Source organism: Endozoicomonas sp. ALD068 (assembly GCF_049310145.1).
GTDB lineage: Bacteria > Pseudomonadota > Gammaproteobacteria > Pseudomonadales > Endozoicomonadaceae > Endozoicomonas_A.
Genome location: NZ_JBLYNU010000004.1, coordinates 1,717,006 through 1,732,507, shown reverse-complemented (window position 1 = coordinate 1,732,507; position 15,502 = coordinate 1,717,006). Strand labels below are relative to the sequence as shown.

At 47.7% G+C, this 15,502-nt stretch carries 10 protein-coding genes; 9 read left to right on the top strand and 1 reads right to left on the bottom strand.

The genetic code is table 11. The features are described from left to right. Window positions 1–382 precede the first annotated feature (382 nt). From ACO6V5_RS06185 to ACO6V5_RS06165, 5 genes are all read left to right on the top strand, one after another. Window positions 383–778 carry a cupin domain-containing protein gene (locus tag ACO6V5_RS06185; protein ID WP_422410204.1) on the top strand — a complete coding sequence of 132 codons (396 nt, stop codon included), beginning with the start codon at window positions 383–385 and terminating at the stop codon, window positions 776–778. A gap of 80 nt (window positions 779–858) precedes the next feature. Continuing rightward, window positions 859–1,608, top strand: a complete 750-nt coding sequence (locus ACO6V5_RS06180) for a helix-turn-helix transcriptional regulator (protein ID WP_422410206.1) — start codon at window positions 859–861, stop codon at window positions 1,606–1,608. A gap of 575 nt (window positions 1,609–2,183) precedes the next feature. Continuing rightward, a complete protein-coding gene (locus ACO6V5_RS06175; RefSeq protein WP_422410208.1) occupies window positions 2,184–2,747 on the top strand; it encodes a hypothetical protein in 564 nt (187 codons plus the stop codon). Next, window positions 2,716–4,149: a conjugal transfer protein TraH gene (locus tag ACO6V5_RS06170; RefSeq protein WP_422410210.1), complete on the top strand. Its 1,434-nt coding sequence runs from the start codon at window positions 2,716–2,718 to the stop codon at window positions 4,147–4,149. The genes ACO6V5_RS06175 and ACO6V5_RS06170 overlap by 32 nt, the downstream gene beginning before the upstream one ends. Further along, a complete protein-coding gene (locus ACO6V5_RS06165; protein ID WP_422410212.1) occupies window positions 4,142–7,432 on the top strand; it encodes a conjugal transfer protein TraG N-terminal domain-containing protein in 3,291 nt (1,096 codons plus the stop codon). The genes ACO6V5_RS06170 and ACO6V5_RS06165 overlap by 8 nt, the downstream gene beginning before the upstream one ends. Here the strand turns inward: ACO6V5_RS06165 and ACO6V5_RS06160 are convergent. Continuing rightward, window positions 7,384–7,737, bottom strand: coding sequence for a hypothetical protein (locus ACO6V5_RS06160; protein ID WP_422410214.1), 354 nt, complete (start codon window positions 7,735–7,737; stop codon window positions 7,384–7,386). The genes ACO6V5_RS06165 and ACO6V5_RS06160 overlap by 49 nt on opposite strands. An 81-nt stretch (window positions 7,738–7,818) precedes the next feature. Between ACO6V5_RS06160 and traC the strand changes: the two genes are divergently transcribed. The 4 genes from traC to traN are packed head-to-tail and all read left to right on the top strand — an operon-like array spanning window position 7,819 to window position 15,498. Continuing rightward, window positions 7,819–10,236, top strand: coding sequence for a type IV secretion system protein TraC (gene traC / locus ACO6V5_RS06155; RefSeq protein ID WP_422410216.1), 2,418 nt, complete (start codon window positions 7,819–7,821; stop codon window positions 10,234–10,236). Beyond that, a complete protein-coding gene (locus ACO6V5_RS06150; protein WP_422410218.1) occupies window positions 10,233–10,760 on the top strand; it encodes an exonuclease domain-containing protein in 528 nt (175 codons plus the stop codon). Before traC ends, ACO6V5_RS06150 begins: the two co-directional genes overlap by 4 nt. Then, window positions 10,757–12,673 (top strand): TrbC family F-type conjugative pilus assembly protein, encoded by a 1,917-nt coding sequence (locus ACO6V5_RS06145; protein ID WP_422410220.1) that lies wholly within the window; start codon window positions 10,757–10,759, stop codon window positions 12,671–12,673. Before ACO6V5_RS06150 ends, ACO6V5_RS06145 begins: the two co-directional genes overlap by 4 nt. Continuing rightward, window positions 12,670–15,498 (top strand): conjugal transfer protein TraN, encoded by a 2,829-nt coding sequence (gene traN, locus ACO6V5_RS06140; RefSeq protein WP_422410222.1) that lies wholly within the window; start codon window positions 12,670–12,672, stop codon window positions 15,496–15,498. Before ACO6V5_RS06145 ends, traN begins: the two co-directional genes overlap by 4 nt. The last annotated feature ends 4 nt before the right edge of the window (window positions 15,499–15,502 follow it).

The window sequence follows — 15,502 nt, the reverse complement described above, 5'->3', positions numbered from 1 at the left end:
AAGCCGGTTCACCCCCTGTGGTGAGCGTCGACAGGGTGTTCTTTAGGCAGGGCACTCTGTCTCTTACTGCTTTACGATACTGCTCTTGAATAATGAAATATCGAAATTAACAGACTAGCTTCTCAAATACGATTGATGGGGTTCTGGAAGAAAACTTATTTCGAAATAACAACAATGACCTCGCATTAAAAACAAATCGTTCGAAGTATAAATCAGCATTTCAAAAAGCTGACCTGTAATTTTTACTGTATTAAACGGTTATTAATCCAACTATTTTCGATTTCAAATCATTTTAATAACGACGACTTCATTAACTTGTCTTTTTCGGTTCTTAAACAATGCTTTGACCTACGAATAAAAATTCAGTCGAGTGAGAAATACTGTGAAGACGATTATAAATATCAAAGAAGCCCTGAGCCAGGCAAAAACCGATGAAAATGTCGGAATTGCTATTGCTCCGCTCTCCTCTGGTAAGAATTTCTGCCTGTTCTGTGCAGAAATCAAAGAAGGCCATAAAGTAGGTTGCCACTACCACACCGATGGAGAGGAGGTCTATTCTATCCTTTCCGGCGAAGGCATTATTTTTACCGCAGTAGTAGACGATGACGGTCAGATTGGCGAGACACTGTCCCGCAAAGTATCTACGGGAGACAACTTCACCATAGATGCCGGAACCGCACACCAGCTTATGGCTACATCTGACCTGGTATTCATGTTTGTATGCCCGCCTGAGCACTTGGATAGTGACCGGATCATGCTGCCCAGTCTCGTTACATAGGCGACCGTGTGTTTGACCATCTTCCTCAAAACAATAAACAGATTTTTTCATCAATCACCCGAGAAGACAGTCATTCTGTTATGGATAAGGCTCGTTCTGTAATATTGCACTATCGTTCTTTAATGGAATACCACCCTCAGGACGTCTGGGACATAATGGACATCCACAATCGATTTGCCTTTGCCAACAAAAATCTTAACAAGGTGGTGGGTCTTAATAAGAGTTATGATTTTGAAGGTCGTCATATGACCGAACCTCCCGCAGCCTGTTATGACGTCTGCGCAGGCAATTTTATCGAACAGAACGAACACTGCCTGCAAACCCGCAGTACTATTGAAGTACTGGATATACACCCTGGAAATAAGGATGAATGGTTCGTTTATATTTTCAGAAAGACGCCCATTTTCCTATTGGAAAATGAGGTCATCAGCAGTTCTCATGCAAAGCACCATGAAGCAGAAATCGTTGGCACCTTACATCAGGGGCGGGATGTGCTCGAGCATTGGAAAAATGGAGTAATGGGTTTGCAGCGGCTTTATAACTATTTCACGGGGAAGTCTGATATCTCCATTCTGCGTCAGTGTCCGGAAGATCTGCCAGACTCTCAAACCGAAGTTCTTTTTTTATTGCTCTGCGATAAAAAAACAAAAGAGATTGCGAGGATTCTTAACATCTCTGAATCTGCAGTCAGAGGTCGTATCAGTGCTCTCAAGACAAAATTTGGTGTTCACCGTCTGCCAGATATTGTCGAAGCAGCTATCGCCAAAGGGTACCATCAATACCTCCCTTCCCGCTTCACCGGTAAACAGATTTCCCTGATCCTTTCATAAGTGTTAACCAGATACTCAGTCACTGCCGTCTTAAAAACAGGTTATAAGAAGCAATATTGATTATTAAGAAATAACTTTCAATTTTGTCTTGATAGATTATCAAATCTTCTATACTCCAATACTGATCAGGTGCTTGGCCTAAGAAGTAGCTGATTTTAACGACAGGAAATTCAACTGATTCAATCTGGTTTCCTGTTACTGCCATTATGTCAAAGCCACTCGGTTGTCGTTCTGACAGTCAATTTGTGACTTCGGCATGAGCTGCTCTCAGGAGTTGTATCATGACGATCTTAATCTTGTCTCAAAAGCCACCTCCCTTTTGCTGTTCGGATTGGAAGCAGCTGTTTCGTTTTATTACTGATTCAACTCCTTTAATACCAACAGCAAGGTCACTGATTCAGAAGACTGTTTCCGCCTGACGGCTTCAGCCACTCTGATCTTTTCTGTGCTTTTTGCTTATCAAAAAAAGCAGGCTGCTCCTTTGCCTGTTGGAAATACTTTTGCCAAATGCTCCTAAGGTCGGAGACGTGCGGTAGCCTTTGTTTTAAATTCTTCTCTGATTAGCAGTCTCAATCATGTCAAACAATCAAAAACGATCCCAACCAGCCATTGTTGCTGAATGTCTTTTGCAGACTAACCAGGCACAAAGAATGAGTATCTGGATGGATTTCAGGTTGAAAAACATGTTGTTTATGCTGGAAGTGGTATACAAGGAGAATGAGACTCTGCAAAACATGGCTGAAAGTGCTGTGCAGAAGATTATTCAATTATTAGAGCAACTCGATGCCGATTTGAAAAATGCCATCGAAGAGTTGCCAACTCTATGCAATGACAGCACCTCCGTAGAATACAGCTACCCAAAAACCGTTGAGATTTCCTGTACGACGCCTCATGCCCAAATCTATATTAATTTGCTGAAAGACTTTGACTTACTGGTTCAACGATGTGACCAGTTATGGCTGACAGGACAATGGGAGCGTGAAGAGTCCCGTGAACCGGTCAGAGTCTGGACCAGGGCTATATCCAAAGGCTTATCTGACTGTGTTGATCACTTCCTGCCCTTGCGGAGGAAGTACATTCAATATCAAAAATCCGTGCATCAAACTGATGAAGCTTCAGAAAGCACTGACCCATCATAGTCAGGTCAGGAACCTGATTCTGTTTTATCTGTTGGTGTTCTCCTGCCTGGTTCCGGTTGACGCCATCTCACTGCAGCAGGAACTGAACAAAATGCTGAACACCCTGTCCAGCAGTTCCGATCCGGCGGCATACCAAACCCAGCGTCGTGGTGTCATTTCAGGGGGTGCCTTTCATGCCCGAAATCGCATCAATGAAACCAACTTGACGGGGATTGTACCTCCGGAATTTTCGGCTGGTTGTGGCGGAATTGACCTCTATGGCGGCTCTTTTTCTTTCATCAACAGCGAACAGTTCAACAAGTTGATTCGGGATATCGCCGGTAATGCTTCAGGATATTTACTGGGACTGGCCATCAGCGCCATGAATGAAAAGGCCTATCAGCATATCGAGGCCTTGCAGGAAAAAATCATGCACCTGAACAGTCTCTTCTCAAACTCCTGCCAGATGGGACAGGGTTTAGTGAACAGTATGCCAATGCCTGCGGCTATGAAAAAATTTCAGACCGATGCGTCACTGAATATAAGTCGCGCCAATGTGGCTGACACCTTTCAGTCGTTTACCGGCACGGGATTATCCAACCGTGATCCGGTCAAAGCCTGGCGGCAATCGGCCAGTCCGCAGGATCAGGAAAAGATGCTGGGTAATCTGGTTTGGAATGCACTGAAAAAGTCCTCTGCTATTACCGGCAATGAGTACCGTGAAGCAGTTATGAGCCTGACAGGAACCATCATTGTTTCCATGGAATCCGGAGATACTCAGCCACGATTGTTTAGCTATGTGGGTAATCAGTTGAAAGTGGAGGACCTGATTTATGGCTCTGATAAGGTAAGTCTGTATCGTTGTCATAACCATTCAGCTTGCTTGTCTATGACATTGATGGATAAGCAAAAACTGTCGGGATTATCTGAGCATTTGACTCAATTGCTGAATGCTCTGGCAGATCACTGGCATCGCAATGCAAAAGATTCCCTGCTGACGGTTAACGGTGTTTCAGCTCCAGCACTGCTTCAGAATTTACCCGCAGGCATCGGAGCCATGATCCGAAATCTGACGGCTGCCGACGTTCAGTTAGCCAAGCTATTTATTACTCAGGCTGCGCCACATATTGCTTTCTACATGGTGCATCAGTTTATGGAAGATCTACACCATATCACCGTGTCGCTGGTGAATATGGAAGGTGACTATCATCCCTTTGCCCAACAACTTCAGGACACACTGAAATCTTCCAAAACCCAGTTGCATCAGGAGCTACAAAGGCTGGGAGAACGCTATGGCCGGTTTGGAGAACTGATACAAGACTATCGCCATATGCTGGCGGTAGCCGAACAGAAGCGATATCAGAGACTTCAGCTGGAACCCAATCACTATCAACGCTATCAGAAGGCCAAGAGCGTTGATTGAGACCATCTATTCCATTGGTGATGCGAGTTTTCTCTACACAGTCCTGAATGGTCTCGTAATGATCGTCAACGATCCTGAGTTCCTGATGACCATCAAGATTGGATTCACTATTGGCGTGTTTTATCTGGCTCTACAGGGGCTAATGGCAGGAAAGTTTCCAGCATTCCAGCACTTGCTTCTCAGTCTTCTGATCTACTCCGCTTTATTTGGTTTACCCACGGCAGGCAGGAGTTACAAGGGTATCAACGTGGATATATATGATGTTTATACCGACACCAATCGCAAGGTCGATAATGTGCCGTTTGGTATCGCCCTGACAGCCAGTATGCTGTCCACGATTACCTGGAAACTGACGGAAACTTTTGAACAAACCTTTCATAGTGTCGATGCCGCAAAACTTACCCATAACGGCTACCTGTCCAGTCTGACCAGAATGATGGAAGCCCGCAGCAAAGCCATGAATCAGTTTCAGAACCATCCGACACTGGCTCAGTCATGGCGAAACTACATCAAGGAGTGCACGCTCATTGGCATTGATCTGAATTTCAAAACGTTGCATGAAGTATTCAATAACAGTGACGTTCTTGCGGCACTGGAATTTCCCTCTGAAGTATTCGGTACTCTGATTTACAGGAATGGGCAACCTACCAATGTGACCTGCACAGAGGCATTCACCTGGTTGAAACCCAGAATGACGGGCTGGTTTGATCGAGAACTCCAAAGAGACAGTGCCTCTCCTGACAGGAATTTATCTTTGGGTGCTGCATTACAGTCATTAAGCCAGGGTGCAGAATCCAGCCGTAATTTTCTGATGGCCTCTGCTCTTCTTCCTATTTATCACGATGCCACCATCGAAAAATTGCAGGATATGCAACAGCCACAAGCTGCCATTATGACTCAGCAAGCCATTCTGCAACGCAATACTCAATGGGCAGGAGAACAACATCTTTTTCTGAGCAGCATGCGGGCAATGATGGCGTATATTGAAGGGTTTGTGTTCGCCGTGACTCCCCTGATGGGATTGCTGGTTTGCGTTGGATTGTTTGGCGTGCGGCTGGCCTTTAAATATCTGATGCTGTTGTTATGGGTCCAGCTTTGGATGCCAGTGCTGGCGATCAATAATCTCTATATTACTCTGGTTTCTCAGGGCGCTATGGCTGCATTGTCGGCCCCGATCACCAGCTTCACCGGTATCATGGAGTCGGGACCGATTCTGGAATATTGGTTGGGTGTTGGTGGACTGATGGCCGCGTCTACGCCAGCATTGGTTCTGATGTTGCTTTATGGCAGCGCGATCACCGCCACCCATCTTGCGGGCAGGATGCAAAGTGGTGATTTTATTAATGAGAAGGTCTCTGCCCCAGATATTATGATGCCGGGGTCTGCTATTAACCAGCAAGCTGGCTGGAATATCGGACCGCAGCAGGGAGCGACTCGTGGGCAAATTGATCAAGTGGTTCCGGCATTATCAGCCAGTAGTCATCTATCCAATCTCGTACAATCCAAAGATGCGGCACGGAAATCTTCCGGGATGGCGTTCAGTCAGGCGACTGGTCATGCGATTCAGCAACGTTACGGAAATACAGTGGATAGCCGGGAGCTACGTCAATTCAGCAGCAGCCTGAGCACAGGGGAAAGCCAGGTGGCTCAGATGCGGGATGATTTGGCGAGAGACCTGCAAAAGCAATTTGGTCTGGGTTCCCAGACAGCCAAGGATATGGCCACGACAAAAGTACTTGAAGCCGGAGGTGGAATCTCAACCGGCAGTTTGCTTGGTAGTTTATTTGGCGTAGCTGGTAATTATAAAAAGCAGTGGTCAGGAATAAACCGCGATGTAATAACTGATGCATTCCAGAATGCGGTCACATACCTGAACAAAGAAAGCTTCTCAAAAAACTGGAGTTCTCATCTCCAGAAAGCTCTTTCAATGGATGCCACTCAAAGCCATTCCCAAAGCTGGATGAAAGAACTGGGCATGAGTGATGACCTGTCCTATCAGAAAATGGCTCAGGAAAGTCTTAGTAGCAAGAAAAGTTTTGAACAGGCCAATCAGTTACAACAACAACTGGGGCAAGCTTTGAAGTGTGGACCCGCAATCTGGGCTAACCGCATAGCTGCCTCAGAATCGGCCATGGACATACTGCAATCGAAACCCTTTGATCCTGAGTTCCAACAGCAGGTTAATCGCAATGTTCAAAGATTCAATGATCAGTTTGCTAGCCCATCAGAAACACTGGCAGCGGCGCTGGTTTCAACCTATCTGAGCGGTTCCAGCGAGGCAGATTTGAGCAGATTGGGTGAGGCTTTACAGAAGTCCGACATTATGAGCTCAGCTACTGAGAAGCACAGCCCTGAATACAATCAATCATTGGTTTCACAACAAAGAAGTGGTAACAATATTGCAGCCACTATCAACAAAGCTCTGAATCAACCAGAAAGCCTAAACGACGATAAGGTTAAACAACACATATCAGAGTCCAGCCAGCTACCAGAACCAAAAACCTTACAAGTGGCAAATCTTCAATCATCTGCCGAACTGCAATTGCACGATGCTCTCCGGCCACTGGCTAAAGATTATGACCAGTCCAACCAATCTATCGAAAGTCGGTATCTGCATTCAGGTCGGAACAAGCCTTATATCACAAGCCTCTTAAAAAACAGTGCCTACGGTACCGCCCCTTCTACATCGGGCTCGGGAATGCAGCTGACATACAATCAGGCTTTTGATCGAGCTGCATCCCACGGCCTGACAGATAATCAGGCCGCAACATTTGCGTCACTGGTCAAAGACCGTGATCCAAAATATGAACGAAGCTCTGATCCAGAAGACCGACGTCATCGTTTAGGGCAATCCATTGCTGAAATCAGCCGAGGCTGGGGAGATCAAAGTGCAGTTTTAGGTCAGCACGCCTTTAATCATCTGACCCACGCTGCAGATAACCCACAACATACTGATGCGGCACTGACACTGATCGGAGAAATGAACCGGCTTTATCAGCCAGAACTAAAACATTATGAACATTCAATTGAAAAATGGTTAAGGGGACAATCATTACTCCCGATGGAAGGCAACTACCTTGATACGACTATGCCTCCTGAACATATCGGTAGCAATGTCGGGAGTGAGATTCAGCAGCGCCAGTCAGACAACAACCTTAGGGTTTTCGGCAGACAGGATAAAGGCCTCTACCGGGAGCCACCAAGTAAATTATCGAGAACACATCGAGATGCAAGTCAGAAGCTATCGAACTTGATAAAACCCGACTCCGGCCGTCCTCCATAAGGTGTTCCTCCCACATCAATTCCACCTGCCATAGGCAAGCCGGTTGTCGGATTGGTTTCTCCCTTTAACTGCCAACCCTCACTGGCTGGCTGTGAAGCGATTTTTTCAGAGAACTCCCGGTTAAACTGCCAAAGCAGAAAAAAGCACCCAACAGAAAACAGGCCCCAAAGAACCGGAGACCCCAAAAGCTTCCAGCCATAGCCCGGAACCAAAACCAGGTAAACCAACTGCTCAATCAACAGACAACAAAAAGTCAGCCCTATCAGACTGGCTACAAACCCTTTAATCCGTTTTAACAAATTCATCGTCTTCACCTCCCAGTAGCTCCCTACTGAGTTTTCAGTTTCGTTCATCAACATAGTTCAAAATCAGCCGGGAAATGCCGAATGTTTGAAAACCCCAATACAACGATACCTATAGAACCCCAGTATACAGATTCACTACTGACGACCCGTGCTTACGATCCTGAAAGTCAGGTTTTCTTATGCGACGATAAACATCTGTTTTTCGGATTTCTCAGCCTGCCTCTGAGCGGTCTGGACAGTGGACTGGATGACCGTCTGAACGGATTACTCAACCAGGACTGGCCCAACGACACACTACTCCAGTGCGGCTTGATTTCCAGCCCCGACGTGATGAACACCATTCGCCAACTGATGCTGGCCAGGGATCAAACTGAACCTCGTTTCAAAGCCATGCTGAAACAGAATATTCAGCAGTTGCAAGCAGGCATTCATGAACCGGTAACCAATGAACAAATGCTAAGGCATGGGATTTTATGGTTCACGATCAAGGTTCCCATTCGCGAGCTCTCACCTAATGAAGATGATTTACTGAAAGTCAGGCAACTCAAATCTTCCTTCCAGGGAGGCATTGAAACAGCCGGGCTGTTGTCTATCACTATGACTCAACATGACTGGCTTCGCCTAAACATGGTCCTTACCAATCATCATGAATACGGCCACTGGGCAATGGAAGGTGCCCGTGTGGATTCAGAACGACCTCTTAACCGGCAGGTGTTCGATCCAGATACACCTCTGGCTGTGTCACCACATCAGATAGAGCTGGGCTCCGGACATAAATCCAGAGTCGTTAAAGTACTGGTTGCAAAAAAGCTCCCAGCCTATGCACCACTGGGTCAGGCATTTAATTACCTGGGTGACAGCCAGAATGGCAACCGGGGTATCAAGTGTTACGCCCACATTCATGTACTGCTTCACTTCCCGTCAATCAACCAGCTGCAATCTTCACTGAACAACAAACAGCGTATTGCCATACAGCAAGCCTCCAGCCCTATTACCCGTTTTGAACCAAGGCTTATGGAGCGCAAGAAAGATTTTGATGTGCTGTTTGAAGCACTTAACAAGGGCGATGCCCCCCTGAAGCTGACATTTACCCTGGTGCTTTATTGTAGTTCCAACAAAGAAGCCAGCCGGTTGTCGTCCAATGCCTGCAGCTACTTCCGTGAACTGGGGTTTATGCTTTATGAAGACGTGTATTTCATGCTCCCGATGTTTCTCAACACCTTGCCCGGCAATGTCCAGAAAAGCACTCAGACCATTGCCATGCATGAGAAGACCCTGGCAACCCGTCACGCCGTTCCACTGCTGCCGTTATTTGATGACTGGTCAGGGCATCAGGAGGCGTTATTGAACCTGGTATCCCGTCGTGGGCAGCTGATGAACCTGTCGTTGTTTGAGTCCAACAGCAACTACAACGCCATTATTGCAGCTACTTCCGGCGCAGGGAAAACCGTGCTGGTCAATGAAGTCATCAGCAATATTCTGATTCGGGGTGGGCAATGCTGGGCACTGGATATTGGCGAGGGTTATAAAAAGCTGTGCCAGCATTTTGATGGATTGTTTCTGGACTTTGATCAGGGCAGTGAGATCGGTATGAACCCGTTCGCTCTGGTCCATGACTATGAAGAGGAAGGCGATATTCTGCTGGCACTGATCATTGCCATGGTGTCTCCACGAGAGCCTTTAACCCCATATCAGGAAGCCGGTTTACGTGAACAAATTCGGGAACTCTGGGAAGGGGAAGGTACGGACAGCTGTATTGATCTGTTACAGGAGCGATTACAGCAACATCCGGATGAACGTATCACCGACCTGGCCGTGCAGCTTGGAGCCTTCACTTCCAAAGGTGAATATGGTCGTTTTTTCTGTGGAGACAATACGCTGGATATCAATCAGTCTTTTACCGTGCTTGAACTTCGGCATCTGGACAATCGCAAGCACTTGCAACGAGTGGTGATTCTGGAGCTAATCTACCTGATCCAGCAGATTATGTACTTTGGTGATGTCAGCCGCCGGAAGTTGGTGGTGATTGACGAAGCCTGGAGCCTGATGCGGGATACTCAGGGAGCTGCCCTATTCATCGAACATGGTTTCCGCCGTTTTCGACGATTTAATGGTGCCAACCTGATGGCGGCACAGCGGATTGAAGACTTTTATGAAACCGCTGCAGGGCGGGCCGCGATGGATAACAGTGCCACTCAATTTCTGCTCAAGCAACAGCTGTCCACTATCAATGAATTAGAAAAACAGCAACGCTTACCCTTATCACCAGAAGGTTACAAACTGCTGAAAACCGTCCATACCGTTGAAGGCAAATATTCAGAAGCACTGGTGCTCACAGAACAGGGCTCTGGAATTGGCCGTTTGATTCTGAATCCCTTTAAAAAGCTACTCTATTCCAGTCACCCTGAAGATGAAAGTGCGATCCGGACTTATCGATCTCTGGGACTTTCTCTGAGTGATGCCATTATGCAGGTACTGAAAGACAGGAATGCTGTATGACTATCTACGTTGACACTGAAACTACCGGCCTTAGCCCACAAGACGAGATTGTTGAGATAGCTATTGTCAATGATGATGGTGAAGCTCTCCTGAATACACTGGTCAGACCAACACATCATGATTGCTGGCCAGAAGCCCAGGCGATTCACGGAGTCAGTCCGAAAGCAGTGGCCCATGCTCCGACTTATGATGAGCTTCGGACTACAATCCAGACGCTGTTTCAGAATCAGGAAGTGGTAATCTACAACAGGGCGTACGACAGCCAATATCTGGGCACAGAACTTGGAGCAGCGAAAATTGTACAGTGCTGCATGCTGCTGTTTGCCCAACACTTCGGTGAATGGAGTGCCTGGCATGGCAATTACAAATGGCAGAATCTCAACAAAGCCAGTCAGTATGTGCTGCACAAATGGGAAGGCGAAGCGCATCGTGCTTTGTCCGATACGTTGGCAACACGAGCGGTCTGGCATTACTTAACCCGCCCTGAGGTTCGCCTGCGGATTGATGAACTTAAAAACGTATGATTCTCTCGCCCTTCTGGCTGGTGATTATTCTGCTATTGCCAGCCAATACAGCACTGTCTTCTAACCTCACCATTAATCTGTTTGTATCTGAAGCTCTGGGTGAGGTGACTCTGATTGAGTTACTGCGGGAGACAGCATCTCTTCACAACTTCAATATCATCGTGCGAGGAATGGGAGCCAAAGATACCAATCTGACTCATAGTATCAGTCGCTGGCAATACCGGATAAGGCAGGCCGGTCTCGGGAAGGAGATTCAAATCAACCCTGTTTTGTTTCGGGAACAGAATATAAATCATGTACCCGCAATAACTGTTGTCGTTAACGGCAATAATGAACTGACCGCTTTTGGTGTTACCTCACCTGAATGGATGATGCGCCAGTACCGTGCTGGCAGACGTGGCAATATTGGAGCCTATGGCTCAATACTTCCTGTCAGCGAACCGGATTTATTGGAGCATTTGTTGCTGCGGCTCAAACAACAGAACTGGCAAGCCCTTCAAGAAAAAGCGCAGAAACGGTTGCAAGCTAAAACCCTTTCTTTCGGAGCTAAGCTCCCAACCAGCCAAGAGGCATCCAGCAAAGTTGTGAAAATACCCGGTCACTGGCGCACACCTATGATTGCCGTGGATATCAATGATCGTCAGCAATTGAAGGCGGTGATTCCATGGTTACAGCAATATCCTGATGCCCTGATTTTGGTATCCAGTGGATCACTGCAACAGCTTCAAAAACCATCCAGTCTCTGGCATGAACATCCAATTTACATCATGCCCCCGGAGCTGATTCATCGCTTTCAACTGACTACCTTGCCCGCATTAATGACACCAGAAAACCTGAATCACTGGCGAGTGATAACAGCAGCAGTATCACAGTTTTCTGCCATTGATGTGGTGTCATGGGCAAGAACTTTGATTTCCATGTCAGCACAATCTGCCTCTGCTCAGGAAACCACAGACAACCCATCAAAAGCCCTGTGCCAGAACGTACCGATTCTGTCAGAGAAGCTGATTAATTCTGTACCTTGGAAAGAGCTGTTTCCCATTCGTATCGGACTGGCAAAACTGGGTTCGGGCAAAGAGCCTGATGACAGAGCTAACACCAGTACGGGGTCATGCTTCTGCGAAGACAGTACGGGCATGTTTCACCCTGGCGTGACTACCGGCTTCTGGCGACCTCAAAAGCTGATTGAACTAACCCGCAGTCCCGGCTGCCTGATGGCATTGGGTGGTCACAAGCTACATATGGTTGACCATCGTCGTTGGGGAACACTGGGTTCTGCCAATATTCCCAAAGGCTTAACCTATCTCCACGCTCACGTTTACAGCCTGCCACTGATTGAAATGCTGAATATGTATACCGGTATTGGCGGCTGTACCAGTGATCTGGTGGATTTTGACCTGCTGAATTTGTCAGAAGTAGACCCGTCGTGGAATCACCCGGAGCTGGCCGCCCTGCTCTCTCCCGAGCTGGCCGCTTATGCCGATCCTGCTGCCATGAATGCCTGTACAGCTGATGGCCTAGCCGCTTTGAATTCACAACCTATGGATAATCTACACTGGTGCGCTGGTAGCTGGGGTTCCCTTTATCCTCTATCCGGTTTTACCAGCACCTTCGGTCACTTTGCCGATAACACCAGTCTGCTGGCAACACGTGCTCTAGCCAAAATTCACCGGATTGGTCTTGGCAGAAAAACCATAGGAGAAGAGGCCCAGTGCCAGAGCCGGATCACTCCCTGGCTCCCCAAAAGCCAGTACAAAATGAGCATGTTCTGGCCTGAGCCGGAAAAGCAGAAAGCACACTGGATAGGAGCTTCAGCCGCAACATGGGGAATGCATCGTCACCCATTGGCTAAAGACGACGCTATGTATCTGCTTTGGCAATATCGGGATTGTTGCCAGACCGTCAGTCAATGACAATACGTGCCTGCTACAACCTACTGGGTCGGTTGTTAGCTTTCTGCTTTCACACGGCAATGGCAGAAACCACTCAGGAAGCCATTCGCACATTTGAGCAGCATACCCGCTCAACCTGGCTCCATCAGATTAACCAGCAATCTGAAGCTATTACAAGAAACCCTCAACCTGTTTCCAACCAGCTACCAAACCTGATGATGGAAAAACCTTCAGACACTACTCACCGTCGGAAGTTGGAAAGTTATTATCAAAATGAAGATTTCGATGGCTTACAATCTTTTGGTGAACAGCGGGCGCAACAACTGGAAACTGAACAATCCCCGGTAGGTGAAGCATGGCGCCTATTGAACCAGTCACCGGATCGATATTACCCCGATGCCAACGAACACACGATTCTCCACCCTGTAGAGCAAAGTATTAAGGCCCTGCAGCACCCCAACACCTGGTCTAAACAGAAGCACTGGCCTACAGATGCTAATGGCAATCCCATATACGACAACTCTTTAGATGGGCAGAGCGAAATGAGTGCCACGATCGCACGACTACGTCGACACTTCAGAGGCTGTGACTACCAAAGAACACTGGTACTGAAACAAGACCGTCAGGTACACAGCCCGGACATCAGGGAGTGCAGCCGGGTTCTGGTTAAAGATCACAGCCTGACACTCAATCGTCACCTGACTGTCCAGCCTTTTTTGAAACATATACGCGGCAGCAGTATCTCCGGTCTAAAAGCCTGCGACAGTGGTTCAGACACAGAAGGTTGCCTGGAAATCCGGTTGGGCTTCAGCCGCAGTGCTGACAACTACTACCGTTGCCGCTGCTGTATTAAGGAAGAGTCACTGACGGTGCAACTGCTGAAACCCGAAGCCCTCAATCGAGTCAAACTGGTCGATGCCCGTTGGGATGACCGCATTCAACTCTGGCTGAATGATCATAAGCTCTGGCAAAGCAACCCAGATTTTCCGCCAGAATCCGGTGGCCGGTGTGACCGGGATAAAAACTATTACCTGAACCAGGAAGTCAGCCTTGCCAGGGAAGTCATTCAGTCCGGAGTACCCGATATATCCTTTCGGTTAAGAACCTTCGTCGGTGATAAAGGGGAAGGCTTTGCCTTGGTCCGTCTGTATTTTGATCTTGGTCAGCTGGTTTCATCAGACCATTGGGGGACGTTGGCACAACAAGAGCTGCTGGCCAATATGCAGCAGTGGCATAACGATGGTCTATGCAAGCTGTCGTTTCACTGCCTTGAACGACTGCCCGCAGCTGAATATACCGTTCACGGCAAAACCGTCCCTCTGTTCTCTTCACTGTCTCCAGAATTACCTTCGGACTGTAAAATGGCCAAGGCTGAAGTCGACTGTTTCTACTACAAAACGAGATCATCACAATCTCCGCCGGATCACTGTGCTCACTATGCCAATAACCCTCACTGTGAGTATCTGGACAGCCGTTGTTTAGGGGAAAAGTCCGGCATCTGTTATACCCGACAGGATCGTTATGACTGTGGCTACAAAGGCCACGTAAATCGCATCGGTATCGAGGAAAGTATTCACTGCGAAGGTGAACCCATGCAGTGCATGTTAGGCGAGTGTCAGGCCAATATTTCCGATGCGGATAACACTGACTTTGCCAGTGCCGTCAGCGGTCTCCATGCCGCAAAACATATGGCGCACGATATACAGTGCAATCAGGACGGGAGTGGTTGCAGGATATTCAGCGGCAAGCCCTGCACCTGCAAACAAGGCATTTTCAATATAGTGGACTGCTGCAATCTACCTACCCATGTGAATTTTGCCGGCTATATGAACCTGCTGCTGATGGGCTATCTGTTTGATCAATCAGCAATCCATCTACAGGGGAATTTTCCCAATCAGCTGACCGGGTCTTATCAGAAAATGAGGGAACCACTGATGGAGGGCATCAACAAGCTCAGTCAGCCTGCAAAGAATCTATGGTCCGATTTAGGCAAAAGCTGGGACAAGCTCACAGAAAGGCTATGGCCGACACCGGCTGAAGTTCATACCCAGGCTGCCACTGCCAAGCCCATTGCCGGAGAACTGTCGCAGGAAGCTCAGAAATCTATGCTCGGAAATATGCAACAACAATTGATGCGAAAGATGGCGGAAGTCGTCCATAAAATTCTGGGCGAGGATGCCACCAATCTGCTGTTCCAAACGGTTGGTGACAACCTGGCTTCTCAGGGCGGTCAGCTGAGCCAACAAACCCTGATTATGAACCCGGCCATCACCTCAGCGATCAGCGTCGTCACCATGATCTACACGGCTTATACCATGACCAAACTGATTATCCAGATCACCAACAAATGTGATACCGAAGAATTTGAATTGGCCGCCAAACGGGAGATGAAAACCTGCCATAAAGTCGGCAGTTACAGGGAAAGCAAATTGTTGGGATTGAGCAGCATGGAGTACAACAGCTATTGCTGTTTCAGTTCACCCCTGTCCCGCATCCTGCAAATGCAGATCAGGAAGCAGCTGAACACTGGATGGGGTTCTGCCGAACATCCCGATTGCTCGGGTATAACGCCTGAAACTCTGCATTCAGTGGACTGGAGCCAGATTGACCTTAGCGAGTGGCTGGCATTGTTAAAATTGCAAAACAAACTGCCAGAGTTGAATGCCGATACATTGAAACAGTTGAATCTGGAAACTCTGACAGGCAAAGGGTCAAGGCTGGATTTCGACCAGCACCGGGAGGACAGTCGAAAGAGGCTGGAAGCGCGATACAACAACATCAGCCCATCCGAACTCAATTACTATCAATTCCGAAAAACAGAATCAATACGCCAGCAAGGACAATAAACCA

Excerpts from the sequence above, each read along its gene's own strand:
- ACO6V5_RS06180 (WP_422410206.1), top strand. The coding sequence starts at position 859 with ATGGATAAGGCTCGTTCTGTAATATTGCACTATCGTTCTTTAATGGAA.
- ACO6V5_RS06175 (WP_422410208.1), top strand. The coding sequence starts at position 2,184 with ATGTCAAACAATCAAAAACGATCCCAACCAGCCATTGTTGCTGAATGT.
- ACO6V5_RS06170 (WP_422410210.1), top strand. The coding sequence starts at position 2,716 with ATGAAGCTTCAGAAAGCACTGACCCATCATAGTCAGGTCAGGAACCTG.
- ACO6V5_RS06160 (WP_422410214.1), bottom strand. The coding sequence starts at position 7,737 with ATGAATTTGTTAAAACGGATTAAAGGGTTTGTAGCCAGTCTGATAGGG.
- traC (WP_422410216.1), top strand. The coding sequence starts at position 7,819 with ATGTTTGAAAACCCCAATACAACGATACCTATAGAACCCCAGTATACA.
- ACO6V5_RS06150 (WP_422410218.1), top strand. The coding sequence starts at position 10,233 with ATGACTATCTACGTTGACACTGAAACTACCGGCCTTAGCCCACAAGAC.
- ACO6V5_RS06145 (WP_422410220.1), top strand. The coding sequence starts at position 10,757 with ATGATTCTCTCGCCCTTCTGGCTGGTGATTATTCTGCTATTGCCAGCC.
- traN (WP_422410222.1), top strand. The coding sequence starts at position 12,670 with ATGACAATACGTGCCTGCTACAACCTACTGGGTCGGTTGTTAGCTTTC.